This is a genomic window from Bradyrhizobium sp. CCBAU 53415 (assembly GCF_028128735.1).
Classification (GTDB): domain Bacteria; phylum Pseudomonadota; class Alphaproteobacteria; order Rhizobiales; family Xanthobacteraceae; genus Bradyrhizobium.
This window is the reverse complement of sequence record NZ_LBJF01000020.1, coordinates 63,110-87,696: the sequence shown is the minus strand read 5'-3', so window position 1 is coordinate 87,696 and position 24,587 is coordinate 63,110. Positions and strand designations below refer to the sequence as shown.

The 24,587-nt window shown below is 64.3% G+C and carries 25 protein-coding genes; 14 read left to right on the top strand and 11 right to left on the bottom strand.

Annotation, left to right across the window (positions count from 1 at the left end; genetic code table 11):
- Positions 1-14: 14 nt before the first annotated feature.
- From XH87_RS12900 to pncA, 3 genes are all read right to left on the bottom strand, one after another.
- The gene (locus XH87_RS12900; RefSeq protein ID WP_271587558.1) at positions 15-2,048 is read right to left on the bottom strand and encodes an NAD(+) synthase; all 2,034 of its coding nucleotides are present in this window, start codon (positions 2,046-2,048) and stop codon (positions 15-17) included.
- A gap of 140 nt (positions 2,049-2,188) precedes the next feature.
- Positions 2,189-3,304 carry an alpha/beta fold hydrolase gene (locus XH87_RS12895; protein ID WP_271587557.1) on the bottom strand — a complete coding sequence of 372 codons (1,116 nt, stop codon included), beginning with the start codon at positions 3,302-3,304 and terminating at the stop codon, positions 2,189-2,191.
- Positions 3,305-3,320: 16 nt separating this feature from the next.
- Entirely contained in the window at positions 3,321-3,947 is a 627-nt protein-coding gene (gene pncA / locus XH87_RS12890) for a bifunctional nicotinamidase/pyrazinamidase (protein ID WP_271587556.1), read from the bottom strand.
- 257 nt (positions 3,948-4,204) lie between these two features.
- Here pncA and glk point away from each other — a divergent pair, with 257 nt between their 5' ends.
- Entirely contained in the window at positions 4,205-5,176 is a 972-nt protein-coding gene (glk, locus tag XH87_RS12885) for a glucokinase (protein ID WP_271587555.1), read from the top strand.
- Between the two features lie 145 nt (positions 5,177-5,321).
- Positions 5,322-5,525, top strand: coding sequence for a hypothetical protein (locus XH87_RS12880; protein WP_271587554.1), 204 nt, complete (start codon positions 5,322-5,324; stop codon positions 5,523-5,525).
- Between the two features lie 44 nt (positions 5,526-5,569).
- Here XH87_RS12880 and XH87_RS12875 read toward each other — a convergent pair whose 3' ends face one another.
- Both XH87_RS12875 and XH87_RS12870 read right to left on the bottom strand, forming a co-directional pair.
- The gene (locus tag XH87_RS12875) at positions 5,570-5,947 is read right to left on the bottom strand and encodes a response regulator (protein ID WP_035712338.1); all 378 of its coding nucleotides are present in this window, start codon (positions 5,945-5,947) and stop codon (positions 5,570-5,572) included.
- Positions 5,948-6,059: 112 nt separating this feature from the next.
- Complete coding sequence (locus XH87_RS12870) at positions 6,060-6,857, bottom strand: Spy/CpxP family protein refolding chaperone (RefSeq protein WP_271587553.1); 798 nt, start codon at positions 6,855-6,857, stop codon at positions 6,060-6,062.
- A 480-nt stretch (positions 6,858-7,337) separates the two neighbouring features.
- Between XH87_RS12870 and XH87_RS12865 the strand changes: the two genes are divergently transcribed.
- From XH87_RS12865 to XH87_RS12840, 6 genes are all read left to right on the top strand, one after another.
- Positions 7,338-8,678: an ABC transporter substrate-binding protein gene (locus tag XH87_RS12865; protein ID WP_271587552.1), complete on the top strand. Its 1,341-nt coding sequence runs from the start codon at positions 7,338-7,340 to the stop codon at positions 8,676-8,678.
- A 113-nt stretch (positions 8,679-8,791) separates the two neighbouring features.
- Positions 8,792-9,730, top strand: a complete 939-nt coding sequence (locus XH87_RS12860; protein WP_035712332.1) for a carbohydrate ABC transporter permease — start codon at positions 8,792-8,794, stop codon at positions 9,728-9,730.
- The gene (locus XH87_RS12855; RefSeq protein ID WP_035712330.1) at positions 9,730-10,641 is read left to right on the top strand and encodes a carbohydrate ABC transporter permease; all 912 of its coding nucleotides are present in this window, start codon (positions 9,730-9,732) and stop codon (positions 10,639-10,641) included. The genes XH87_RS12860 and XH87_RS12855 overlap by 1 nt, the downstream gene beginning before the upstream one ends.
- 20 nt (positions 10,642-10,661) lie before the next feature.
- The gene (locus XH87_RS12850) at positions 10,662-11,762 is read left to right on the top strand and encodes an ABC transporter ATP-binding protein (protein WP_035712328.1); all 1,101 of its coding nucleotides are present in this window, start codon (positions 10,662-10,664) and stop codon (positions 11,760-11,762) included.
- 36 nt (positions 11,763-11,798) lie between these two features.
- Positions 11,799-12,788, top strand: coding sequence for a hydroxyacid dehydrogenase (locus tag XH87_RS12845; RefSeq protein ID WP_271587551.1), 990 nt, complete (start codon positions 11,799-11,801; stop codon positions 12,786-12,788).
- Between the two features lie 167 nt (positions 12,789-12,955).
- A complete protein-coding gene (locus XH87_RS12840) occupies positions 12,956-13,435 on the top strand; it encodes a hypothetical protein (protein ID WP_271587550.1) in 480 nt (159 codons plus the stop codon).
- A gap of 70 nt (positions 13,436-13,505) precedes the next feature.
- Here the strand turns inward: XH87_RS12840 and XH87_RS12835 are convergent, their stop codons facing one another.
- Complete coding sequence (locus XH87_RS12835) at positions 13,506-13,994, bottom strand: DUF1993 domain-containing protein (protein WP_271587624.1); 489 nt, start codon at positions 13,992-13,994, stop codon at positions 13,506-13,508.
- A 116-nt stretch (positions 13,995-14,110) separates the two neighbouring features.
- Between XH87_RS12835 and XH87_RS12830 the strand changes: the two genes are divergently transcribed.
- From XH87_RS12830 to XH87_RS12820, 3 genes are all read left to right on the top strand, one after another.
- On the top strand, positions 14,111-14,902 hold the full coding sequence (locus tag XH87_RS12830) for a transporter substrate-binding domain-containing protein (protein WP_271587549.1): 792 nt from the start codon (positions 14,111-14,113) through the stop codon (positions 14,900-14,902).
- 280 nt (positions 14,903-15,182) lie between these two features.
- Positions 15,183-16,016: a DUF2147 domain-containing protein gene (locus XH87_RS12825; RefSeq protein WP_271587548.1), complete on the top strand. Its 834-nt coding sequence runs from the start codon at positions 15,183-15,185 to the stop codon at positions 16,014-16,016.
- Positions 16,017-16,252: 236 nt separating this feature from the next.
- A complete protein-coding gene (locus XH87_RS12820) occupies positions 16,253-16,609 on the top strand; it encodes a hypothetical protein (protein WP_271587547.1) in 357 nt (118 codons plus the stop codon).
- Positions 16,610-16,748: 139 nt separating this feature from the next.
- On the opposite strand, the gene XH87_RS12815 is transcribed toward XH87_RS12820, so the two are convergent.
- Both XH87_RS12815 and XH87_RS12810 read right to left on the bottom strand, forming a co-directional pair.
- Entirely contained in the window at positions 16,749-17,153 is a 405-nt protein-coding gene (locus XH87_RS12815; protein ID WP_271587546.1) for a (R)-mandelonitrile lyase, read from the bottom strand.
- 23 nt (positions 17,154-17,176) lie between these two features.
- On the bottom strand, positions 17,177-17,875 hold the full coding sequence (locus XH87_RS12810; RefSeq protein WP_271587545.1) for a ribonuclease activity regulator RraA: 699 nt from the start codon (positions 17,873-17,875) through the stop codon (positions 17,177-17,179).
- A gap of 260 nt (positions 17,876-18,135) precedes the next feature.
- Between XH87_RS12810 and pxpB the strand changes: the two genes are divergently transcribed.
- Genes pxpB through XH87_RS12795 form a run of 3 tightly spaced genes read left to right on the top strand, consistent with a single transcriptional unit; the run spans position 18,136 to position 20,704 of the window.
- Entirely contained in the window at positions 18,136-18,867 is a 732-nt protein-coding gene (pxpB, locus tag XH87_RS12805; protein ID WP_271587544.1) for a 5-oxoprolinase subunit PxpB, read from the top strand.
- Complete coding sequence (locus tag XH87_RS12800; protein ID WP_271587543.1) at positions 18,864-19,901, top strand: biotin-dependent carboxyltransferase family protein; 1,038 nt, start codon at positions 18,864-18,866, stop codon at positions 19,899-19,901. Before pxpB ends, XH87_RS12800 begins: the two co-directional genes overlap by 4 nt.
- A gap of 32 nt (positions 19,902-19,933) precedes the next feature.
- Positions 19,934-20,704: a LamB/YcsF family protein gene (locus tag XH87_RS12795; protein ID WP_271587542.1), complete on the top strand. Its 771-nt coding sequence runs from the start codon at positions 19,934-19,936 to the stop codon at positions 20,702-20,704.
- A 91-nt stretch (positions 20,705-20,795) separates the two neighbouring features.
- On the opposite strand, the gene XH87_RS12790 is transcribed toward XH87_RS12795, so the two are convergent.
- The 3 genes from XH87_RS12790 to XH87_RS12780 all read right to left on the bottom strand — a co-directional run bounded on the left by XH87_RS12790 (position 20,796) and on the right by XH87_RS12780 (position 24,539).
- On the bottom strand, positions 20,796-20,948 hold the full coding sequence (locus XH87_RS12790) for a hypothetical protein (protein ID WP_035712279.1): 153 nt from the start codon (positions 20,946-20,948) through the stop codon (positions 20,796-20,798).
- Between the two features lie 202 nt (positions 20,949-21,150).
- Positions 21,151-22,761 (bottom strand): sulfite reductase subunit alpha, encoded by a 1,611-nt coding sequence (locus tag XH87_RS12785; RefSeq protein ID WP_271587541.1) that lies wholly within the window; start codon positions 22,759-22,761, stop codon positions 21,151-21,153.
- Positions 22,758-24,539: a NirA family protein gene (locus XH87_RS12780; RefSeq protein WP_271587540.1), complete on the bottom strand. Its 1,782-nt coding sequence runs from the start codon at positions 24,537-24,539 to the stop codon at positions 22,758-22,760. The genes XH87_RS12785 and XH87_RS12780 overlap by 4 nt, the downstream gene beginning before the upstream one ends.
- Positions 24,540-24,587: the final 48 nt, after the last annotated feature.

The following is a 24,587-nucleotide window of genomic DNA, read 5'->3' as shown; positions in this document are numbered from 1 at the left end:
ATCCGCCGCGCCGATCAGTTCGGCACGTTGCGTTCGAGATCCTCGAGCCAGGCGGCCGCACTCGAATCCGACGGTGCGCGCCAGTCGCCGCGCGGCGACAGTGAGCCGCCGGCCGAGACCTTCGGCCCATTCGGCATGGCCGAACGCTTGAACTGGCTGAAGGCGAAGAAGCGACGCAGGAACACTTCCAGCCAGCGGCGGATCTCCTTGAGGTCATAGGCCTTGCGCCGATCACCCGGAAACGCCGGCGGCCACTCGCCCCGGGCAACGTCCTTCCACGCCTGGAGCGCCATGAAGGCGATCTTGGATGGCCGCATGCCGAAGCGCAGCGTGTAGAACAGATTGAAGTCCTGGAGCTCGTAGGGCCCGACGGACGCTTCAGTGCTCTGCGGCTTCTCGCCGGGCTGCACCGGCACCAGCTCGGGCGAGATTTCGGCGGCCAGGATCGAGCCAAGCGTCCGGTTGACGTCGTCGCTGAACTGCTTGGATGAGATCACCCAGCGGATCAGATGCTGGATCAGCGTCTTCGGCACGCCGGCATTGACGTTGTAGTGCGCCATCTGGTCGCCGACACCATAGGTGCACCAGCCGAGCGCGAGCTCGGAGAGATCGCCGGTTCCGATGACGATGCCGCCGTGATGGTTGGCGAGCCGGAACAAATAATCCGTGCGAAGGCCCGCCTGCACGTTCTCGAAGGTGACATCGTAGACCTTCTCGCCCTTGCCGAAGGGATGGCCGATGTCTTTCAGCATCTGGGTTGCGGTGGTGCGGATGTCGAGCTCCTGCCAGCTCGTCCGCAACGCCTGCATCAGCGCCAGCGCATGGCTCTTGCTCTCGCTGCCGGTGGCGAAGCCCGGCATGGTGTAGGCCAGGACGTTATCGCGCGGCAGACCGAGCAGGTCGACCGCCTTGGCGGCGACGATCAATGCATGGGTGGAATCGAGGCCACCGGATACGCCGATCACGACGCGCTTGGTGCCCGTCGCGCGCATGCGCTGCACGAGGCCGGCGACCTGGATGTTGTAGGCCTCGTAGCAATCCTGCTCGAGCAGGCTCTCGTCGCTCGGCACGAACGGAAAGCGCTCGACCTTGCGCAGGAAGCCGATGTCGGCGGCTGGCGGCTTCAGCGCGAATGTCACCTTGCGGTAAAAGGCCTCGCGCTGTCGTCGGTTGTCGTCGAACGTTCCCATCAGCGCGCGTTCCTGCCTGAGCAGGTCGAGATCGACGTCGGCCAGCGTGATCTGCCCGCCCTGGCGGAACCGCTCGCCCTCGGCCAGCAGCACCCCGTTCTCGTAGATCGAGGTCTGGCCGTCCCAGGCGAGATCCGTGGTCGATTCCCCTGCCCCGGCGGCCGCATAGACGTAGGCCGCGAGACAGCGCGCCGACGTCGATTGGCACAGCAGCGCGCGCGAGCGCGCACGGCCGATCGTGATCGGGCTCCCCGAAAGATTGATCAGAACACTCGCACCCGCGAGCGCGAGCTCGGAGGCCGGCGTCACCGGGATCCACATGTCCTCGCAGATCTCGACGCCAATGGCGAGGCCCGGAACGTCCTCGGCCGCGAACAGGAGATCCACGCCGAACGGCGCATGCAGGCCGCCGAACGCGATCGTTTCGCCGACGATGCCGGCGCCGGAGGCGAAATGCCGTCCCTCGTAGAACTCGCGGTAGGTCGGCAGGTAAGACTTCGGCACCACGCCGAGGACGTTGCCGCGATGAATGACGACGGCGCAGTTGTAGATGCGATGACCAAAGCGCAGCGGCGCCCCGACGATCAGGACCGTCAGCAGCCCCGCGGATCCCTCAACGATCGCGGCGAGCCCGCGCTCGACCGCGTCGAGCAGCGGATCCTGCTTCACCAGATCTTCGATCGCATAGCCGGACAGGCACAGCTCGGGAAACACGGCGACCGCCACCGACTGCTCGTGGCAGGCATCGGCCGCCGCCAGGACGGCCTTCGCGTTGGCCGTGGGATCGGCGACATGGGAGGTGGTGACGCAGGCCGCCACGCGCGCAAATCCGTGAGCGTAGATCGAATGGAAAGTCATCGAGCGCAGTACCCTCAAATCTCTTCGCTGCCGAAGCCGCCAGCTCCGGACCCTATGTAGCCCATCGACCGGGTGCCGTGCGAGCCGTCCGCGGTCATGCATAACGGATTTGCAACGCGGCCTGCCCGGCGTTGGCAAGCTCAGGCAGTGCGGGCCAGCACGCCCGACAGATCGTCGCGCAGCCACTCCGCGATCCGGGGCCAGGCATGCGCGTGGGTGCGCGCGCCCATGAACAGGCCGAGATGATTGCTCGGCTCGGAAGCCGCCGCAATGAAGGCCGGCGGCGTCCCGACAAGCCCGGCGGTGGCGAGCGCTTGCGTTGCCGGCACCACATCGTCATCGAGCCCGGCGAGCAGGAAGATCGGCGCCTTGACGTCCTTCAGATGAACCGGGCGGCCGAGCGCGACGAAACTGCCCCCGGCAATCCGGTTCTCCCGGAAAATCCCGTTGACGATTTCGAGATAATACGTGCCCGGCAGATTGAGCGTCTCGGCGTTCCAGCGGTCGAAGCGCGCGAGCAGAGCCGTACCCTGCTCGTCCGAGATATCCCTCTGCAATGCCGCCACGATATCGTCGCTATCAGGCGCTTTGGACCAGAAGCGCAGCATCTCCTCGCCGCTGACATTGCCGCCGCCGCGCGCGACGAGCTGGTCATAGACCAGCTCGGGCGCGTTGCGGGCGAGCCGGGATAGCGAGGAATCGATCGACAGATCCACGGGAGCACCGACCAGGACCAGTCGCCGTACCTTGGCTGGAAAGCGCGCCGCGTAGAGCAGCGACAGCCATCCGCCCTGGCAAAGGCCGACGAGATCGACCGGCGCGCCGATCTCGTCGATGGCGACGTTGAGGTCGCCGAGATAGCTGTCGATCGAGAGATAACGCATGCCGGGGGTGGCCGACCGCCAGTCGGTGAGATAGACCCGGTCGATGCCTCCCTGTTGCAGCGACTGCACCACGCTGTGGCCTGGCGCGAAATCGGCGATCAGGGCCCGATGCAGCGCATAGGGGGCGCAGACCAGCACCGGCTGGCCGGACCGGATCTGCGAGCAATCGCGCAGCTGCATCGTTGCGAGCTCCAACGCAACGCTGTTGGGTGTCGTCCATGGCAGGTTGCTCTCGTCCCGCTCCACGGGTCCGCGCTCCAGCCACCAGAAACAGGCATCCATGGCAAGCTGCGCCGCCGCAAATGGCCACAGCCGTGGATCATCAGGAGCGTGCCCTGATCCGCGTGGCTGTTTGCCGGTCTTCTCCACCATGGCTGCCTCGATGTCCTCAGAGGAACGCCTCGAGGCTCACGACAGAGATGCCGAGGTCCCGAAAACTTTGATGGGTCGCGGCGACCGAGCCGTCCAGATCGATGCCACGGCAGGCATCTTCGATGACGGCCACCTCCAATCCCGCCTTACGCGCATCCTCCGCCGAGAAACGGACGCAGAAGTCCAGCGCCAGGCCGGCCACAAAGACGGTCTTCAGCTCACGTTCGCGCAAATAACCAAGCAGTCCCGTCGGCGTCCGATGGTCGTTCTCGAACAGCGCCGAATAGGAATCGATGCGACGGCGAAAGCCCTTGCGCACCACGAGGCTCGCCCGGGTCACATCGAGATCGCGATGAAATTCAGCGCCGGCGGTGCCTTGCACGCAATGCGTCGGCCATAGCACCTGCTTGCCGTAGTCGAGCTCGATGGTCTGGAACGGCTGCTTGTCCGCTTGGTTCGGCGCGAACGAGACGTGGTCACTCGGATGCCAGTCCTGAGTCAGCACCACATTGGCGAATTTTTGGGCGATCCGGTTGATGGCGGGGACGACCTTCTCACCACCGGGGACGGCAAGCGCCCCACCGGTGCAGAAATCGTTCTGCACGTCGATCACCAGCAGCACGTCGCGGTCGGAAATCTTCATCGCAAGGCCCCATCGATCCACCTGGCGTCCGGCGCCGGACGCTCTCTCTCAATGTCGATCTTCCGGCTCGGCTTCGCAACCACCGACTGCGTGCGGCGATACCGCCAAGCTCGTGCCGGAATGCAACGGTTTGACCTTGTCCGTGTTGACTAGGCGCAACCAAGCGAGGATCCTCAGACCGTCCGCGCTCGCGGATCGGATCAGGAACGGAGGCGAAGGTTCCCGGGGGCCGGCAAGGCCACGGAAGCCGCGGGGCCATGGGCATCGGCAAGACAGGAAAAATTCTTCTCGCCGATATCGGCGGCACCAATGCGCGCTTCGCGCTGAGCTCGAGCGACCAGCCCGGGCCGATTGATTATGTGAAGGTCGCAGACTTCCCGACCGTCCGCGAGGCTATCGCGGACGTCCTGGCGCGCCGGTTGGGCGGCGAGCAGCCCCAAAGAGCGGTGCTGGCGGTAGCGGGTCCCGTCACCAACAACCGTTGCGTGATGACCAACAGCCCCTGGGTCATCGACGGCAACGAGCTGCAGCCAGCGCTCGGCTTCGACAGCGTCCATGTGCTGAACGACTTCGAGGTGGTGGCCTGGTCCCTGCCCGCCTTGCAGCCTGCCGACCTGGTCCCGCTCGGCGGAGGAGATGGCTTGCCCGGAGAGCCGTTGCTGGTCGTCGGGCCCGGAACCGGTTTTGGCGTCTCCTGCCTGATTGAACGCCATGGTTCGCGGCTGGCCGTCGTCACTGAGGCCGGACACGCGACCCTGCCGGCGGAGAACGAGCGCGAGGAACGCGTGATTGCCTGCTTGCGCCGGCGCCTCGGCCATGTCTCCATCGAACGTGGCGCGCTCTCGGGTTCCGGGCTGCAGAACCTCTACGAGGCATTGGCCGAGATCGACGGCGCTCAGGTGCCGCATCGCGACGCTGCCGCCATCACCAAGGCCGCGCTGGAGGGCAGTTGTCCCGTCAGCCGGGCGACGCTGGAGATGTTTTGCGCCATCCTTGGCTCGGTCGCCGGCAATCTCGCCGTGACCTTCGGCGCTCGCGGCGGCGTCTATATCGCCGGGGGAATCGTACCGCGCTTTGGCGAATTCCTCGCGGCCTCCGCGTTTCGGGCACGCTTTGAAGCGAAGGGACGCTTCCAGGACTATCTGAGCAACATCCCGACCAGGCTCGTGATCAAGCCCGATGCAAGCTTCGTCGGCCTCAAGATGTTTGCCGACCACACGGCGGATTGACGGACGATCGCTCCCCGCTGCTCGCGAGGCCCAGCAATTCACAGATGATTCAGCACTGACCGGGTTCCAGGCAGGAACGTGCTTGCGTGCATGTTTCCGATGCGAAACAATCTCCCCGTGTGTGGCGTAGTTGCGGGGGCGTGACATGCGTAGGCAGGATTTGGGTTTCGACTATCACCGCTATCATCGCCTGCTGAGCGAAGCGGACGACGAAGACAAGCGGTTGGCCCTGATCGAACTCCTGATCGAGGAAAAGGCCCGCGACCGGCTGGCTGCCCAGCGCGCCTCGGACCGCGCGGCCATGACGGCCCACACCATTGCCAAGGTGCTGAGGAACGGTCGCTACTGAGCCGGTTGAATCACTCTCCCACCCTGCGCCCCTCGCATGATCGGTCAGCTTGGAATTGCGGCTGACGGCTCGGGAAACATCGAATCGATCATCGCCTTGAGCTGATCCATCGCGATCGGCTTGCGCAGGATCGGCCTGCGCCGGAGCAGGGACGGCAGCAGTTCCGGACCGTAGCCTGTGGCGAACAGAAACGGTTTTCCGCGACGTTCGATCAGGTCGGCGACGGGATCGACGTAGAGACCCATGAGATTGATGTCGAGGATGGCCAGATCGTATTGCGCGGTCATGGCAAAGGCGCTGGCGTCGCGGACATTGTCCGCCTCCGCGACGACGTGGTGGCCGAGTTCCTCCACCATGTCGGCGATCATCATCCGGATCAACGCCTCGTCTTCGACCAGGAAAACGGAGAGTCTGTCCGCCATATCACCCCCGCAATCAGCCTGGCGAAGCTAACCATAACCGAGATGCGGAGAGGATTCACGAATTCGTGGCGGGCGCCGTTAATTCAGACGCGCCCGAACCGGTTCAACTTGATCAATCCAATCCGCGCTCGTGGCTGAGATGCACCATCTCCTGAATGAAGACCTGCTTCTGCTTGTCGTCGAGGCTCGAATAGAGCGGCTCTGCGGCGTCGGCGACATTGCGCTGGTCGGCGGCACGATCAATCAGGAACTGGGCCTCGTTGCGCATCTGCTCGATGATGTCGTCCGGTGGATCCCGCTTGGCGCGCGCAACCCGCAGGTTGAGCCGCTCTGCACCATTATGCCCGAGGTAGTGCATCGCGCTCGAGAAGCCATACCAATGCTTCTCCTGATCCGGCGTGAGGTTCAACTCGGTCTTGATCCGCTCGATGTAGGAATCGCTGTTGGCGACGATCTGCTCGGCGGTCAGCTGCGGGGCGCCGGTCTGGGTGAGAACCGTGACATCCTTGTTATCCCGATTGCCCTTGTTGTCCTGCGGCGCGTTCTTCGCCTCCTTGCTCGCCTTGGCGCCCTTGCCCGCCTTGGCGCTCTTCGCATCCTTGTCCTTGGCTGCGCCCTGCTGCGTGGCGTCCTTGCTGGACTCCTTGGCGGCTGGCGGCTGATTGCCGCCGTTGTTGCTGCCGACACCGAGCACGCCGGTGAAGACGCCAACCACGCCCCCGATCGCGCCGCCGAGCACGCCCCCGACCGGACCTGCCGCCTTGTTCCCGGCGGCAGCGCCTTCCTGAACGCCTTTGACCAAGCCCTGAGCATTCGCCACCACGGCTGCGCCGAACAGCAGCGCGAGCATGGATCCCAGCGCAAACCATCGTCGCAGGTGAAGCCGCGCTGGCAGCGCCGGTTTGATCATTCTCGTCTCCATCGTCGAGCTGCTGGCCTGTCGGGCGAGAGCTACCCGTCAGCGACAACTTTATCGTTTCCGGCGCTTCGAGGTCCAGACGCAGCCGATTGCTGTCCACGCCTGAAAAGTCTTTCACGCGAAGCGGTTATGCAGGCTTATTCGAAACTGCGGCGTAATTGCGCACGGATCGTTCCGGACGGGGCGACGCTAAGTGTGCGTCGCAAAAACACGAGCGGCCTCCGCCTGCGCCACGTCGCATCGCCATGTGTCACGACGTTTCCGGGCACAACGTTAGTTCTAGATGCGGAGTCGTTCGGCTTTCTCGACAGATGCGATCAATCATGATCTGATCGCGCTACCAATTTGCTGCGGCCGGCGTGAATTGCCCACGCGGGCCGACGGCACCAATAAGAAAATCCAACGACAAGAACTCAATAAGGAAGTCTCTCAGAGGAAACTCCAACAACAACACCCAAGCGAGGAAACGAGATGTCACGCAAGACACTGACGCGACGTCAATTTGTGGCTGCTACTGCAATGTCCTCCACGGCGCTGATTGCCGCGCCCTACGTCCGGGGCGCTTACGCCGCCGGCAAGCTCTCGATCGGCTTCTGGGACCATTGGGTGCCGGGCGCCAACAAGGCCTCGACCGATCTGGTCAACGAATGGGCCGCGAAGGAGAAGGTCGAAGTCTCCATCGATTACATCACCAGCCAGGGCAACAAGAATCTTGTGACGATTGCGGCCGAGGCGCAGGCCAAATCAGGCCACGATATTCTGGCGATGCCGACCTGGTGGCCGCACGCCAATGCGAACTATATCGAGCCCGTCAACGACATCATGGACTCGATCATCAAGGAAAATGGCGCCGTCAACGACACCGTAAAATATCTCGGCCAGGCGAACGGAAAATGGCTCGGGGTTCCCGCGTGCATCGGAAGCCAGATCAAGGGTCCCTGCTCCCGTATCGATCTGATGAAGAAGTTCGCCAATATCGACGTTCAGGCGATGTATCCTGCCGGCGGCCCGCCGAAAGCCGACAACTGGACTCTCGATACCTTCCTCAAGGCAGCCGAGGCATGCCACAAGGGCGGTAACCCCTTCGGCATCGGGCTCGGCATGACGAGCGATAGCGTTGACTCGGCCGGTGCATTCTTCAGTGCGTTCGGCGCAGACCTGGTCAATGCCAAAGGCGACGTGACCGTCAAGAACGACAATGTTCGCCAAGCGCTCGAATTCTACAAGAAACTGATTCCGTTGCTGCCCCCTGATGTGGCGGCGTGGGATGACGCTTCGAACAACAAATGGCTCGTCTCGGGCAAAGGCGCCATGATCATGAACCCGCCAAGCGCCTGGGCCGTCGCCAAGCGAGATGCGCCGCAAGTGGCCGAGCAGTGCTGGACGCATGGCTTCCCGGCCGGTCCCAAGGGGCGTTTCGCGCCGTACCTGCCCTATTTCTGGACCACCTGGAATTTCTCGAAGAACAAGGAAGCGGCCAAGAGCTTGCTTGTTCATCTGTCGAAGCCTTCGTCGATCGAGAAGTGTGTCGTGGCGAGCGGCGGCTACGATCTGCCGGCGTTCGAGAAGCTCACGACCCTCAAGGTGTGGGCCGAAGAGGGACCGCCGAAGGGCACGCTGTTCCACTATCCAAACCCCTTCAACCATCAGAAGCTGTCAATTGCGGCCTCTCCTGCGCCGCCCAAGATCGCTCAGCAGATCTACGCCCAGGGCACACTGACAAAAATGGCGCTCAAATATGCCCAGGGCGAGAAGATGGAAGATGTACTCGCCTGGGCGGAGGGCGAGTGCGAAGGCTTCATGCGCAGCTAAACGGAGATCGCCGCGACCGGCCGCACGAAAGTGCGGCCCGTCCGCGCCATCCGTACACACATGGAGACGGCCGCAGACCGGCAAGCCTGTAGACCCTACAAGGAATTTCAACCATGGCTGATGTTGTTGTTGGGCAAGCCAGCGTTACCCGTTCCACCGGCGTCCGCAAGCGATCTAGTCTGCGCAACGCCGTGAAGCACAAATCGACGGTCGCGTTTCTCATGACGCTGCCACTCATCGTCTTGATTGCCGTGCTGGTTCTGTACCCGGCGGTCTACTCGTTGCACCTCGCGACCTTGAGCAAGTCGATGACCAAGTTCGTCGGCTTGGGCAACTTTCAGTTCTTGTTCAAGCGCGAGACATTCTGGCTCGTAGTAGAGCAATCCTGCATCTTTGCGATCACAGCCGTGATATTCAAGGCGTTGATTGGCTTCATCGTCGCCCATTTCGTCCACAACATTCCGGCCAAGGGGCAGCGCAAGTGGCGCGGCATGCTGCTGGTCCCCTGGGTGATCCCGCCCGCGATGAGCACGCTTGCCTGGCTCTGGCTGTTCGATCCCTCCTACAGCGCCTTCAACTACACCCTGTCATTCTTGAACATCGGACCGGTTCCCTGGCTGGGCGAAGCCAGCTGGGCGCGATTCTCGGTCATTCTGGTCAATATCTGGATCGGCGCGCCGTTCTTCATGATCATGTATCTGGCGGCTCTGAAATCCGTTCCTGACCAACTCTACGAGGCCGCCGCCATCGATGGTGCGAACTGGTGGCAGCGCATCTGGTATGTGACTTTGCCGATGATGCGCAACATCATCGCGATCACGACACTGTTTTCGCTGATCGTCACGTTCGCCAACTTCGACATCGTGCGCATTTTGACTGCGGGCGGCCCGCTCGACCAAACTCACATCTTTGCCACCTGGGCTTTCAAGGTCGGCATCGAGGGCAGCGACATTCCGCTTGGCGCAAGCGTATCGCTCTTCATGTTCCCGATCCTCGCGATCGCAGCGATCTTCATTCTGCGGGATATCAACAAGCGTGGGAATGAAGCCTGATGACAACAGTAACGATGGACAAGGCGGGTCCCCGCCGGAAAGTAAAACAGGGTAGCATCAGCCGCGACCGTGCCTGGGCCCTGCGCTGGTCCTATTTCTTTCTGGCGCTGTTCGCGATCTTTTCGTTGACGCCGCCGCTCTACATGCTGATCACTTCGCTGAAAGGCAGCGCCGAGATCTCTGCTGCGACGAATCCGTGGTGGGTCTTCCATCCGACCCTCGGCAATTATGTCGAACTGCTGACCTCGAGCCAGTTCCTGCGTTTCTTCTGGAACTCGGCCATCGTCTCCATCGTCGTGGTCGCAATCACCATGCTGATCAGCGTCCCCGCCGCCTTCGCGCTGGCGCGAATGAAATTCTGGGGCTCGACCGCGCTCGCCACGGGCGTCTTTCTCACTTACCTGATCCCGGACAGCCTGTTGTTCATTCCGTTGTTCAAGATGTTCGCGACCTTCCAGGACTGGACCGGCGTTCAGCTCCTGAATCGATGGTACGTCCTGCTGCTTGTCTATCCAACGCTCACGGTCCCATTCTGCACGTGGATCATGATCGGCTACTTCGCATCCATCCCCAAGGAGCTCGATGAAGCTGCGCTCATCGACGGTGCGTCATGGTTCCAGACGCTCACGCGGATCTTCATCCCAGTTGCCCTGCCTGGCCTGATTGCGGCAACAATTTTCGCCTTCACCGTGTCGTGGGCACAATTCCTCTATCCGCTTGTGTTCACGACTTCGACGGACCAGCAGGTGCTGCCGGTCGGCATCATTACCACGCTGATCAAGGGCGACGTGTTCAACTGGGGGCAGATCATGACCGGCGCGCTGCTCGGCGCGGCGCCGCCGCTGATCATCTACGCATTCCTGATGGACTACTACATTGCCGGCCTGACCGCCGGCGCGACAAAGGGTTGATGACGAGGAGCTGAAGTTCGATGGCTGACGTTGCTTTGCGGAAGGTAGTCAAGCGTTACGACGATGTCGAAGCCGTGCGCGGGATCGACCTCGACATCGCCGACCATGAGTTCATCGTGCTGGTCGGCCCCTCCGGCTGCGGCAAGTCGACGACGCTGCGGATGATCGCGGGCCTCGAGGACATCAGCGACGGCGACATCATGATCGGCGGCGACGTCGTCAACGACGTGCCGCCGAAGGACCGCGACATCGCGATGGTGTTCCAGAACTACGCGCTCTACCCGCACATGACGGTCGCGGAGAACATGTCGTTCGGGCTGCGCCTGAAGCACTATCCCAAGGCCGAGATCAAGGCGCGGGTGACGGAAGCCGCCCGCCTCCTCGACATCACCGACCTGATCGACCGCAAGCCGAAGCAGCTCTCCGGCGGCCAGCGCCAGCGCGTCGCGATGGGCCGGGCCATCGTGCGCAATCCGAAGGTCTTCCTGTTCGACGAGCCGCTGTCCAACCTCGACGCGAAACTCCGCGTGCAGATGCGGATCGAGATCAAGAAGGTGCACCAGAAGGTGCGCACCACCACGGTCTACGTCACCCACGACCAGGTCGAGGCGATGACCTTGGCCGATCGCGTCGTGGTGATGAACAAGGGGCGCATCGAGCAGATCGGCACGCCGAACGAGCTCTACCACAAGCCGGCAACCCGCTTCGTCGCCGGCTTTATCGGCTCGCCCGCGATGAACTTCATTCCGTGCCGGCTCGAGGATGTCGGCGGCACGCTCCAGATCCGCCTCACCGATCGCATCGCTTTCCCGCTGCCGCCGGCGCGCGCCGCACGTTACAATGCGCTGCCGCGCACCGACAAGCTGCTGCTCGGCCTCCGGCCCGAGCATCTCACCGAGTCGCACGCGCATCTCGAGCCGGGCGTCGAGACCTTCGACACCGTGCTCGACGTCACCGAGCCGATGGGAATGGAGACGCTGGTCTATTTCGGGCTCGACGGCACGCCGGTCTGCGGCCGCGTGAATCCCAATGCCGGCGCCAAGGACGGGGCACCCATGCGTTTGGCGATGGACCTCAACAACATGCACCTGCTAAACGAAGAGACTGGCGTCGTGTTGTGACGCCGTCTTGAGAAAAGCGAGGCAGGCAGGGGAGCGATGGCGACCAACAAGAAGAAGATTTTCGTTACACAAACCTTGTCGCAAGGGGCACGCGCCCTCCTCACCCAGCGGGACGATATCGAGCTCGTCGAGTTTCCGAACCTGATCTCGGCAAGGGACTTCGAGGCCCTGTTGAAGAGCCACGCGCCGGTCCACGGCGTGGCGCTCGGCGCCACCGCCTTCGGCGAGACCGAGCTCGAGGCATCCCGCGACATGAAGGTGGTGACGCGGATCGGCGTCGGTTACGACGCGGTCGACGTACCTGCCCTCTCCCGCCGCAAGGTGCCGTTGATGGTCGCCGGCAGCGCGAACTCGCCCTCGGTCGCGGAAGCGGCGCTGTTCATGATGCTGACGCTGGCCAAGCGCGCGCAGGAAATGCATTCCTGCGTCAGGGACGGCAAATGGGCCGACCGGCTCGGCATGCTGCCGTTCGACCTCTACGGCAAGACCGTGCTGATCATCGGCTTCGGCCGGATCGGCAGCCGCACCGCCAAGCGGTGCCTGGCGATGGAAATGAACGTGCAGGTCTACGATCCCTACAAGGGAGCCGCCGAGATCAAGGCCGCCGGCTGCGAGCCCGTCACCGACCTCGACGCCGCGCTGCCCAACGCCGATTTCGTCACCATCCACTGCCCGAAGACGCCGGAAACGGTCGGCCTGTTCGATGCGGCGCGGATCGGCCGGATGAAGCCGAAATCCTATCTCATCAACACCGCCCGCGGCGGCATCGTGAAGGAGGCCGCGCTGTACGACGCCCTGGTCTCCGGCAAGCTCGCCGGCGCCGGCATCGACGTGTTCGAGGTGGAGCCGCCGCCGGTCGGCAATGCGCTGTTCGCGCTGCCCAACGTCATCGTTGCCCCGCATGTCGCCGGCGTCACGGTCGAGGCCGTCCAGCGCATGAGCGAGCAGACCGCGCGCAACATCCTGAGTGTGCTGGACGGCGATCCCATCCGGCAGAATGTGATCAATCAGGACGTGCTGGGCTGAAAATCCGAAGGTGGGCGGATAACCCGCCCGCCTTCGGAACGCCAGAAAGCGTCCCATTTTGGTGCAGATCGGGCCCCAACTCAGCCTTAATCAAACGCGCGTAATATGACCGGCCGCGGCGGCCGTGGGACAGACTGGCCGGCCGCGTCGAGCTGGAGGATGAGCCCTTGTCAGAGATTGACCCGACCGACCACGCGCTGGCCACCATCGCCAGCATTTTGGAGCACCCCGAGCCCGTCCTCGTCGTCCGCGAGACCGAGACCGTCCGGGAGACCGAGATCGTCGTCGTCGGTGAGGAGCCGTCCGTCGAGGAACATCATGCGGTCGACGAGCATCCAATGATCGACGAGCAGCCGCTGGTGCCGGAGCACACTGATGCCGACGGCTACAGCAAGGTCGGTCCGGGACCGATGGTGGCGATCCGTCTCAAATGGACGGTCCATCGTGGCGACGACGACCAGTACTACGTCCACGAGACCATCGGCGAACAATCCGCCCCCGTGGTCAACGGCCCGATGACGAGCGAGGCTGCCGTGCGCTTCGTCGATGCGCAGCAGGACGAGGCGAACAGGCGTTTCGAGCTGCTGCGTAGCGAGATCGCCGGCCGCAGTTCGCTCGCCGATTACGAGCGCAAGGGCGAAGCGTAAGCTTGGCCGCGGATCAGATGTTTCCTACACCTCTCCCCGCTGGGGAGAGGCGGACATCGAGCCTTCACAACTATTTCCGTCCGAGATAATCCTTCTTCACGAGCTCGACGCCGGCGTGGCGCAACAGGTCATAGGCCGTCGTCACGTGAAAGAAGAACTGCGGGACGCTGAACGTCAGCAGCAGCGCCCGTCCGGTGAAGGGCAGCTCGGTGCCGTTCTTCAGCCTGAAGAAGACTTTCCGTTCCGCAGCCGCATCGATCTCCGCGCGCGGCAGGCTTTCGATGGACGTCGCGATGCGCGCCTGCAGCCCGGCCATGTCGTGCTCCAGTGCCGGCAGCGCCACCGGCTCGCATTGGGCCAGCAAGGCCGGCGCGACCGTGGCATGGCGGCAGGCTTCGCCGACCTGCTGCGCCAGGTCGTACATGTCCGGCGCAAGGCGCATGCCGAGCAGGACCGTCGGATTGAACTTGCGGGCCTCCGCATAGGCGACGCCCTTGTCGAGCAGTGCGGACAGGTTGCGCAAATAGGGCACGAAGAGACCAATCGAGGCCTCGTACATCGAGATCGTCATCTCAAGGATTCCCTTCAAGTTCTGCCTCGCCCCCGGCGGGCATCTGGTCTAAATCCACCGCTCAAGAGCTGCACAATGTCAGCTCGGGCATGGGTGGAAAAGAGATGATGGTTCGATTCTGGACGGCTTTGGCCGTTGCGTTGCTGGTGCATGTCTCGAATGTCTCGGCGCAGGCGCAGCAGGCCGCACCTTCACGCCTCGACGAGATCGTCAAGCGCGGCAGGTTGCGCGTCGGCATGACCGGCGACTACAAGCCCTTCACCTATCTGGACAAGACCACGCAGCAGTTCAGCGGCTTCGACGTCGACATGGCCCAGGCCCTCGGCAAGGCGCTCGGCGTCAAGGTCGAGTTCGTGCCGACAGCCTGGCCGAAGCTGATGAAGGATTTCGAGGCCGACCAGTTCGACATCGCCATGGGCGGCGTCTCGGTCACGCTCGACCGGCAGAAAAAGGGCTTCTTCTCCACGCCGATCATGCGCGAGGGCAAGACGCCGATCGCGCGCTGCTCCGACGTCGGCAAGTACCAGAGCATCGCCGATATCGACAAGAAGGGCACCCGCGTCATCGTCAATCCCGGCGGGACCAACGAGCGCTTCGCGCGTGCCAACATCAGGGATGCCGAGATCACCGTCTTCGCCGACAACACCGTGATCTTCGACGAAATTGCCAAGGGCAATGCCGACCTGATGATGACGGACGCGTCCGAAACCCGCTACCAGCAGAAGCAGCATGCCGGCGTGCTCTGCGCGGTGCATCCCGAAAAGCCGTTCGACTTCTCCGAGAAGGCCTATTGGCTCCAGCGCGACGTCGCACTGAAAGCCTTCGTCGACCAATGGCTGCATATTTCCATGGAAGACGGCAGCTACAAGAAGATCTATGCCGCCTGGTTCGACTAAAGCGCGATGCGATGAGGATGAATCGTCATCGCGCTTTAGGTTGTTGTTTAAGCATGACCTTTTCGGAAAACCGCCGCGCACTTCTCCGGCTCATGCTTTAGGCGTTCTTGGCCGCGTCCTCCTGTCGCTTGCCTTGGCCAAACTTTGGGCCGGCTCCGGGCCTATTGAACCCGGAACCACCGGAAGACGACTCATACCAACGACAGTGATCTAGATCACTTTTTGCGAGCGAGCCGGCGCGTAAGCGTCGGTCCGGGGACCACCTGTTCAGGAGACGGAAATGAGGAAGCTGTTGGCCACGGCCGCATTCCTGCTGGCGAGCACGGCTGCTCAGGCACAGTACACCTTCGAATATGGCGGGCGCACCATCCGCATCGATCCGGACCGTGGCACGGTGCAGATCCCCGGCGTCTATGACAACACCGGCCAGAGCAAGCCCAAGAAGGCCAAGAAGAACGAGACGACCCCGGCCCAACAAGTGCCGCAGCAAGCCACGGTCGAGCCGCAAACGCCGGCCGCGCCAGCCCCCGCTCCCGTTGCCCCACCGCCCGCGGCTGCGCAGGCACCTGTGCCTGCTGCACCCACGGCCGCGGCACCGCCGCCGGCGGCAACCGCCAGCAATGCGCCAGCCGAGACTGCCGTGCTGCCGCCGCCGGCGCCTGCGCCGGCCGCGCAGCAGGCGGCTCCGGTCGTGACACCACCGCCAGTGCCGGCCGTGGCTGCGGCCCCCCCGGCGCCGCCCCCCGCTCCAGCCCCCGCTCAGACGGCCGCCGTCGCGCCGCCTGCTCCCGCAGTTGCGCCCACGCGCGATCTCAATTCGCCGCTCGGCATCTGGCTCACCGAGGAGAAGGAAGGCAGGGTCCGCATCGAGCAATGCGGCAGCAATCTCTGCGGCTATTCGGTCGACAGCAAATCGAACCAGAACGGCGAGCAGGTTCTGATCAACATGAAACCCGGCAAGGACCAGAAATGGTCCGGCCGCATCCTCGATCCGAACTCGGGCTCGACCTACGATTCGACGATCGCCATGAAGGGGACCGACCGGCTGCGCGTGCAGGGCTGCGCCTTCGGCGGCATGTTCTGCGGCGGCCAGACCTGGACTCGCGTGAACTAGGCTCGTCCAGGCCGTTTGATACCGCGTCATTCCGGGGCATGCGAAGCGTGAACCCGGAAGCTCGAGGTTCTCAGGTGCGCAATTGCGCACCATGGTCGGCTCTACGAGCCGCCCGGAATGACGGTGCCGGCAGCGTGCACCAGCTCACAGTGCCCCTTGCGCGCGTGAGCCCCCTCACATCGCCGGTTCCACGCTCATGCCACGATCCCCGCATGGTCCACCCACAGGGGCGTGTCATGAACGGCTTTCGCAAAGGTCTCTTCGCCACCCTATTCGCCATCGCCCTTCCGCTCACGCAGGCGGATGCTGCGACAAGCACTTTCGACGGCACATGGAATGTCCGCATCTCGTCATCGAGCGAGACCTGCGGCAACGGCGCGACCGTCGCGATCGGCATCAACAACGGTCAGATCGCCTCGAGTAGCGCCGCGGTGAACGCGTCCGGTCGCGTTGCCGATGCCGGCAGCATCAGCGTCACCTTGAGCACCGGCATCAAGCGCGCCGTCGGCTTCGGCCGGCTCAGCGGCATGTCCGGCTCCGGCACCTGGCGCGGTGCGATGTGCACGGGAACATGGACGGCGGAGCGGATGTGAGGGCCGTGTCCCGGACGCGCTGCAGCGTGCAACGCTGCTGCGCAGAGCCGGGACCAGCATCCTTAATGCAAGGCAGCTCTGGGTCCCGGATCGGCAACGCATCGCCTTGCGGCAATGCGTTTTGTCCGGGACATGAGAGCTAGCCCAGCGGCGCCGAATAGTCCGCGTCCGTCACCGGCTCCAGCCAGGTCGAATAGACGCCGTCGAGCGCTTCCTGCATGGCGATGTGGCACATGCTGTTATCAGGCGAGGCACCGTGCCAGTGCACTTCGCCCGGCGGAATCCAGACGGTGTCGCCGGGACGGATTTCCTGCACCGGGCCGCCCTTGGTCTGGACGCGGCCGACGCCCGAAATCACGTAGAGCGTCTGGCCGAGCGGATGATGGTGCCAGTTGGTGCGTGCGCCCGGCTCGAACGAGACGCGCGAGACGTTCAGCCGCGCCGGCGCGGGCGCCATGTTGATGGGGTCCTGCAGCACGGTGCCGGTGAAGTGTTCCTTCGGCGCGCGGCGGGTCGGCCGCTTGCCTGCGAGCGTGATGTCCATGACGTTCCTCGTTTCCTTACCCGTTACTTCTTGCTGGCGGCGTAGCGCGCCTTGGTCTCGGCGTTCATAGGATAGAGGCCGGGCAGCACGGCGCCGTCGTTCACCTCGTTGACGATCCAGGCTTCCATGCGCTCCTGCTCTACGCCCTCGTTGAGCACGTGATCGAGCATCGCCTGCGGGATCAGCACGCAGCCGTCCTGGTCGGCGACGACGATGTCGTTCGGGAAAACGGCAACGCCGCCGCAACCGATCGGCTCGCCCCAGCCGACGAAGGTGAGACCCGCGACGGACGGCGGCGCGGCATAGCCGTCGCACCACACCGGAAGGTTGGTGCCGAGCACGCCCTCGACGTCGCGCACCACGCCATCGGTGACGAGCGCGGTGACGCCGCGCTTGACCATGCGCGCGCAGAGGATGTCGCCGAAGATGCCGGCATCGGTGATGCCCATGGCGTCGACCACAGCGATGCATCCTTCCGGCATTGCCTCGATCGCGGTGCGGGTCGAGATCGGCGAGGACCAGGATTCCGGCGTCGCCAGATCCTCGCGGGCCGGCACGAAGCGCAGCGTGAAGGCCGGTCCCACCAGACGCGGCAGGCCCGGGCGCAGCGGACGGGCGCCGCGCATCCACACATTACGAAGGCCCTTCTTCAGCAGGACCGTGGTGATGGTGGCGGTGGTGATGCCGGCGAGGATCTTGCGGGCTTCGGGGGACAGCGACATGGACGAGAACGAGCTCCGGAGGGGCAGGAAAGAACGCGCGCATCTTGCGAGCCGCAGCCCTTGCGTCAAGAGCCAAGAGGGGCCCGATAACGCAGGGCCGCTGAGCTGTTATGCGACGCGATAACAAGGCTTTATCGTCTCCCCTTGCATTAATTTATTGGACTTGCGGGCGCATTTACGCGAAGCAGGGGCGACGCGGAACTCAACGTCGAGCCCGCGCACTTCCAAAAGTCCGATTTCGACAGCTCTTCGACAGCTCAATGGCCGCGACGCTCCCCCCGCCCCGCCTTCTGCCCAGTGGCGACAGCGCCGTCACGGTCGAGTTCAGCCGCACCATCGACGATGATGCCAACCAGCGCGTGCTGGCGCTCGACAAGGCGCTCGCAGCAAGCCCCATCGACGGCATCACCGAGACCGTGCCGACCTATCGCTCGTTGCTGGTGCACTACGACCCCGAAAAGATCGGTTTCGACGCGCTCGGCGAAAAGATCCTTCCGGTCGCCACCCGGCCGCTGCCGCCGGTCACAAAGGCGCGCCGCTGGCGCATTCCCGTCGCCTATGGCGGCGAGCATGGCATCGACCTCGAGGATGTCGCGAAAGCGCTCAACACCACGCCCGACGACATCATCGCCCGGCATGCCGGCGGCGACTACAAGGTCGCCATGATCGGCTTCACGCCGGGCTGGTCGTATCTCAGCGGTCTCGACAGGTCCCTGCACATGTCACGGCGGCAGAATCCGCGGCTGCTGACTCCCGCCGGCACGATCTCTATCGGCGGCGTCCAGGCCGGTATCCAGTGCCTCGCCGCGCCGAGCGGCTGGCATTTGCTCGGCCGCACGCCTGTCAGAACCTATCAGCTCCACCGCGATCCGACCTTCCTCACCGAACCCGGCGATCGCGTGACGTTCTTCGCCATCGACCACAAGACGTTCGCGGAACTGGACCGCGCTGCGGAAGCCGGCGAGATCATCGCCGAGCAGGTGGTCGCATGAGCCGGCTCATTGTTGCCAGCATCGGGCCCGCGAGCTCGGTCCAGGATGGCGGCCGTCACGGCGCACAGCGCTACGGCCTGACCGTCAGCGGGGCCATGGACCGCCTGTCGCTGGCGGCGGCGAACACGCTTGTCGGCAACGAGCCTTTCGCGGCCGCCGTCGAGATCGGCCCTTTCGGTGCCACCTTCACCGCCCGCGGCGGCGCCGTCCGCGTTGCAATCGCTGGCGCACCGCGCAATGCGGACGTCGCAGGCAACCCGGTCGCGATGGACACATCGGTGACGCTGAAGGACGGCGAGACGCTGACGCTGGGTTTTGCCCGCGGCGGCGCCTTCACCTATCTCGCGATCGAGGGCGCCATCAAAGGCGAGCCGGTGTTCGGCAGTCTCGCGGTCAATGCCCGCGCCGGCCTCGGCAGCCCCTACCCGCGCCCGCTCCAGGCCGGCGACGAGTTCAGCGTCGATGCCGCGAGCGGTGCGCCGGAGCTTCGGATCGAACTGCCGAAGCCTGCGACAGGTCCGATCCGGGTCCTGCTGGGTCCGCAGGATGACGAGTTCGACGAGGCCAACAAGGCGCTGTTCCTGAACAGCGAGTGGAAGATCTCGGCAACCTCCGACCGGATGGGCTACCGGCTCGAAGGCCCCCCGATCAGGCATCTGCACGGCCACAACATCGTCTCCGATGGCACCGTCAACGGCAGCATCCAGGTGCCCGGCAACGGCGCGCCGATCGCGCTGATGATGGACCGCGGCACCTCCGGCGGTTATCCGAAGATCGCAACCGTGATCACGGCCGATGTCGGCCGTCTCGCCCAGACCTCGGCGGGAACCGCGTTCCGCTTCAAGGCTGTCAGCATGGCCGAAGCGCAGGACGAGGCGCGCAAGTTCGCGCAGTTGATCCGCAGCCTGCCCGATCACCTGCGATCTGCCGATGCCATCGCGCTCAACATCGAGGCGCTCAGCGATGCTAACGTTGCGGGCTATGCGGTCAGCGCGGTCGACGCCGGGACCTGGCAGGTCACGGCGGAGCCCTGAGCGACAACAAGATCAGAGGCGGAGAGCAACCCATGAGAACAGTCGATCTTAATTGCGACCTCGGCGAAGGTTTTGGCGCGTGGGAGATGGGCAACGACGCCGCCATGATCGAGCTGGCGAGCTCGGTCAACGTCGCCTGCGGCTTCCATGCCGGCGACCCCGACATCATGCGCCGGACGGTCGAGCTGGCGAAGGCGCGCGGCGTGTCGGTCGGCGCGCATCCCGGATATCGCGACCTGCACGGCTTCGGCCGGCATCCGATCGCGGGGCTGAAGGCTTCGGAGATCGAGAACCTCGTCGCCTACCAGATCGGCGCATTGCAGGCGATCGCGACCGCCGCCGGCTACAAGGTGACGCATGTGAAGGCGCATGGCGCGCTCTCCAACGTCGCCTGCGAGGACGATATGACGGCGATGGCGATCGCCGCCGGCATCAAGGCGGTCGATCCCGGCCTGATCTTCGTCGTGCTCGCCAATTCGAAGCTGGTGAAGGCCGGCGAAGCGGCCAATCTGCCGATGGTGCACGAGGTGTTCGCCGACCGCGCCTATGAGGACGACGGCAACCTCGTCTCGCGCAAGAAGCCCGGCGCGGTGCTGCATGACGCCAGGGCGATCGCCGACCGCGTGGTGCGCATGGTGCAGGACGGCGCGGTCGTCTCGGTCACCGGCAAGGTCATCAAGATGCGCACCGATACGGTCTGCATCCACGGCGATACGCCCGGCGCGGTCGAGATCGCGCGCGGCGTGCGTCAGGCGCTGAAGGATGCGGGGATCGAAGTGGCGCCGTTCAAGCGCGGGGCGTGAAGTTCGTCGTCATTCCGGGATGATGCGAAGCACCAGACTACGGTGCGCAATTGCGCACCTGAGTTCGGCTTCGCCGCCCCGGAACGACACCTCAGAACGGGTGTACCGACAGTGTGCCGAACACGATCGCGGCAATGACTGCAAAGGCGCTGTAGAGCGCAACGTGGTGCAGGCTCGCCCCGGTCCGACGCGAGAGCGAGCGCGCGTAGAAGTGCAGCCTGGCTTCCGCCGATAGTTCGCGCATGGTCGATCTCCAACGCCCCATGTGCGCGAGTATGAAGGATCAACCCGGGGTGCCGGCAAGACGCCGACTGAAATAGCGATGAGCTTCTTCCATGAACCCCGATCGCAGATGCATTTTCTCTCCACCGGCGGGTTCCGAGAATCTTATTCGCTCAAATCCGAGCCAGTTGGAACCGGCTCGGATGATCCTGGAGTGACAGCACTCAGTAGACGTCCGCCTGGAAGCGGCCGGTCTTCTTGAGCTCGGCGACGAAGCTGACGGCCTCATCCGTCGACCGCGCGCCGAACTGGGCGACGATGTCGACCAGCGCACGCTCGACATCCTTCGCCATGCGCTTGGCATCGCCGCAGATGTAGAGATGCGCGCCTTCGGCGAGCCACGTCCACAGCTCGCGGCCGACCTCGCGCATGCGGTCCTGCACGTAGAACTTCTTTTCGCCGTCGCGCGACCAGGCCAGCGACAACCGCGTCAGCTGGCCCGACGTCTTCATCGCCTTGAGTTCTTCCTGGTAGAAGAAATCGCAATCGCTGCGCTGGTGGCCGAAGAACAGCCAGTTCTTTCCGGGAGCGCCGGTCGCCTTGCGGTCGAGCAGGAAGGCGCGGAACGGCGCGATGCCGGTGCCGGGTCCGATCATGATGACGGGCGTCTTCGGGTCCTGCGGCAGGCCGAACCCGTGCGCCTTCTGCACATAGACCTTCAGCTTCTCGCCTTCGGCGATGCGCTCGCCGAGGAAGGTCGAGGCGACGCCGAGGCGCTTGCGCTTGCCGATGACATAGCGCACGGAATCGACGGTCAGCGACAGCCTTCCGGGTGTGGCATTGTGCGACGACGAGATCGAGTAGAGCCGCGGCTGCAACGGCTCCAGCGCCTCGACAAAGGCCTCGGGATGCGGCCGCGTGCCGGAAAATTTCTGCAGCGCCGCCATGACGTCCAGGGTGGCGGCATCGCCATCGGGATCCTCCCCCTGCGCCAGCGCCCGCGCCTTCTCGCGGGCTGCGCCGCCGGTGATGAAGGAGATCAGCTCGAACAACGTGTCGGGCGCCGGCGACAGCGAGACGTCGTCGATCAGCACCTCGCGCAGCGTCTTGCCGTTGACCTTGGTGGTGTGGGAGGCACCGAGCAGCGCGATGATCTGGTCGACGAGGCCGACATCGTTGCGCGCGAACACGCCGAAGGAATCGCCGACGACGTAGTCGAGCTTGCTCTCGGAGAGGTCGAACTCGATGTGATAGGTCTCCTTCTCCGACTTGCCCTTGTTGAGAAGACGGCGCGACAGGAACGTCGCTTCGGTCGGATTGTCGCGTGAGCGGCCGGGCTCGGCGATCGTCACGGTCACGGCCGGCGCCGCCGCGTCCGGCTTGTCGGCCGCTTTGGCCACCCGGGCCTTGTCGAGATCCTCGTACAGCGACTTCAGCATCCGCGCGGTTTCCTTGCCGCCGGGAACGCAGAGGTTGAGCCGTGCTTCGCTGCGGCTCGCGATCGCTTCCGAATAATCGTGGCAATTGTAGCCGCACTGGCCGCAATCCTGCTGCGCCATCGCCGCCATCATCTTGCGGCGCAGGGGTCGTCCCTCGGCGAGCTTCATCCGCTCGGCAATCGGCATGGTCTGGTCGTGCCATGGCGCCTCGCCGTCGTCGCCGTCGCCAGCCGGGCCTTGCATGACGGCCGCGCCCTGCTCCGCCGACAATGGCATTGCGACATCGGGCGACAGCAGTCCGGCGAAGAAGCCGTTCAGCCAGGAACGCTGTGCATCGGAGAACGGTGCGCTTGCGGGAATGAGGTCGAGTTTTGGCGGAGGGGTGATCTGGTTCATGCGGACACCTGTGCGTCGGCCAGCTTGCGCAGCGTCTCGCCGTCATGGCGGCGCGCAAAGGACAGGAACGTTTCTTCGGAAGACGAGCGATGGGCGATGTAGGCCTTGAGCAGTGCTTCGACCGTCTTCGGCGCGTCCTCGGCCTTGAGGTCGTGATAGACCTCCTGCCCGACGTCTGCGTCGGGACCGAACCCGCCGCCGGTGAAGAGGTGATAGCCCTCGACCGTGTCTTCCTCGCCGACCGGCACACGCGCGCCGATCAGGCCGATGTCGCTGATGTAATGCTGCGCGCAGGAATGGTGGCAACCGGTGACGTGGATGTTGACCGGCTTGTCCATCGCGACGCGCGGCTCGCACCAGTCGCCGATCTCGGCGGCGTGGCGCTTGGTATTGGCGGCTGCGAAGCGGCAACCGGCATTGCCGGTGCAGGCGACAAGGCCGGCGCGGATGTGCGAGGCCTCCACGGCGAGCCCTATCTGCCTGATGGCCGCGCTCGCAAGCTCGACGTTCTCGTCGCGCACGCCCGATATCAAAAGGTTCTGCCAGACCGTGAGGCGGATCTCGCCGTCACCGAGATCCCGCGCGACCTTGGCGAGGCCCCGCATCTGATCGGAGGTAAGCTTGCCGAGCGTCAGCGACACGCCGATCCAGTTGAGACCTTCCTGCTTCTGCTTGTACACGCCGACATGGGCCATGCGGTCCGCCACAGGCCGTGGCGCAAGCGCCTCCTCCGGCACGCGCGTGAACGGCGTCTTCAACCGTTCCTCGACCAGCTTGAGGAAGCCGTCATGGCCCATGGCGTCGAGCACATATTTCAATCGCGCCTTGTTGCGGTTGGTGCGGTCGCCATGGTCGATGAACACGCGCACGATGGCATCGGCGACGGCGGTCGCCTGCTCCGGCTTGACGATGATGCCGGAATATTTTGCGAAATCCTTGTGGCCGGTGATGCCGCCGAGGCCGAGCCGGAACCAGACTCCGGGCTCGACGCCGAAACCGTCCTTCACCTCGTACGCGGTGAAGGCGATATCGTTGGTCTCCCCCAGCACCGCGATCCTGCCGGCACCGTCGAAGGCGACGTTGAACTTGCGCGGCAGACCGTAGAGCGAGCGGTCGTTGAGGATGTGGTAATGCCACTCGCGCGCATAGGGCCGCGTGTCGATCAGCTCCTGCGGATCGATGCCGGCCGTCGGCGTCCCTGTTACGTTGCGGATGTTGTCGGCGCCCGAGCCGCGCGAGCACAGGCCGAGGTCCTGGATGCCCTCGATCAGCTTCACGGCGTTCTTCGGCGGGATCTCGCGGAGCTGGAGGTTGGCGCGGGTCGTGACGTGGCTGTAGGGGCCGCAGAGCTCGTCGGCGAGATCGGCAAGACCCGACAGCTGCCAGTGCTTCACGATGCCGTTCGGAATGCGCAGTCGGCTCATGTAGGAGTCCTGCGTCGGCGCGACGTAGAAGATGCCGTAGTAGCGCCAGCGGAAATTGTCCGCCGGGCTCGGCGGCAAATTGTCGAGCGCCTGCTGGCGCAGCCGCGGATAGGCGTCGAAGGGATGCTCGTCGCGCTTGAACTTCTCCTGGTCGGCGAGCTTCCTGCCCGACGCGATCACCTTGTCCTGCGCCTTGATGTGCTCGGCATCGGGACCAACAGGCTCGGCATTCGCCTTGCCGGCTCCCGCGCCGAGACCGCGACCAACCCGGCTGATCTGCAACCCGGTCGTGAAGCCTTCGAGGTAGCGTTTCTGCTCGTCGGTAAAGTCGACTGAGAGCGTATCGATTTTCATGGTCGGTAACGAAGCTCCTGCGGCCACCAGAGTGGCTTCGACGGATTG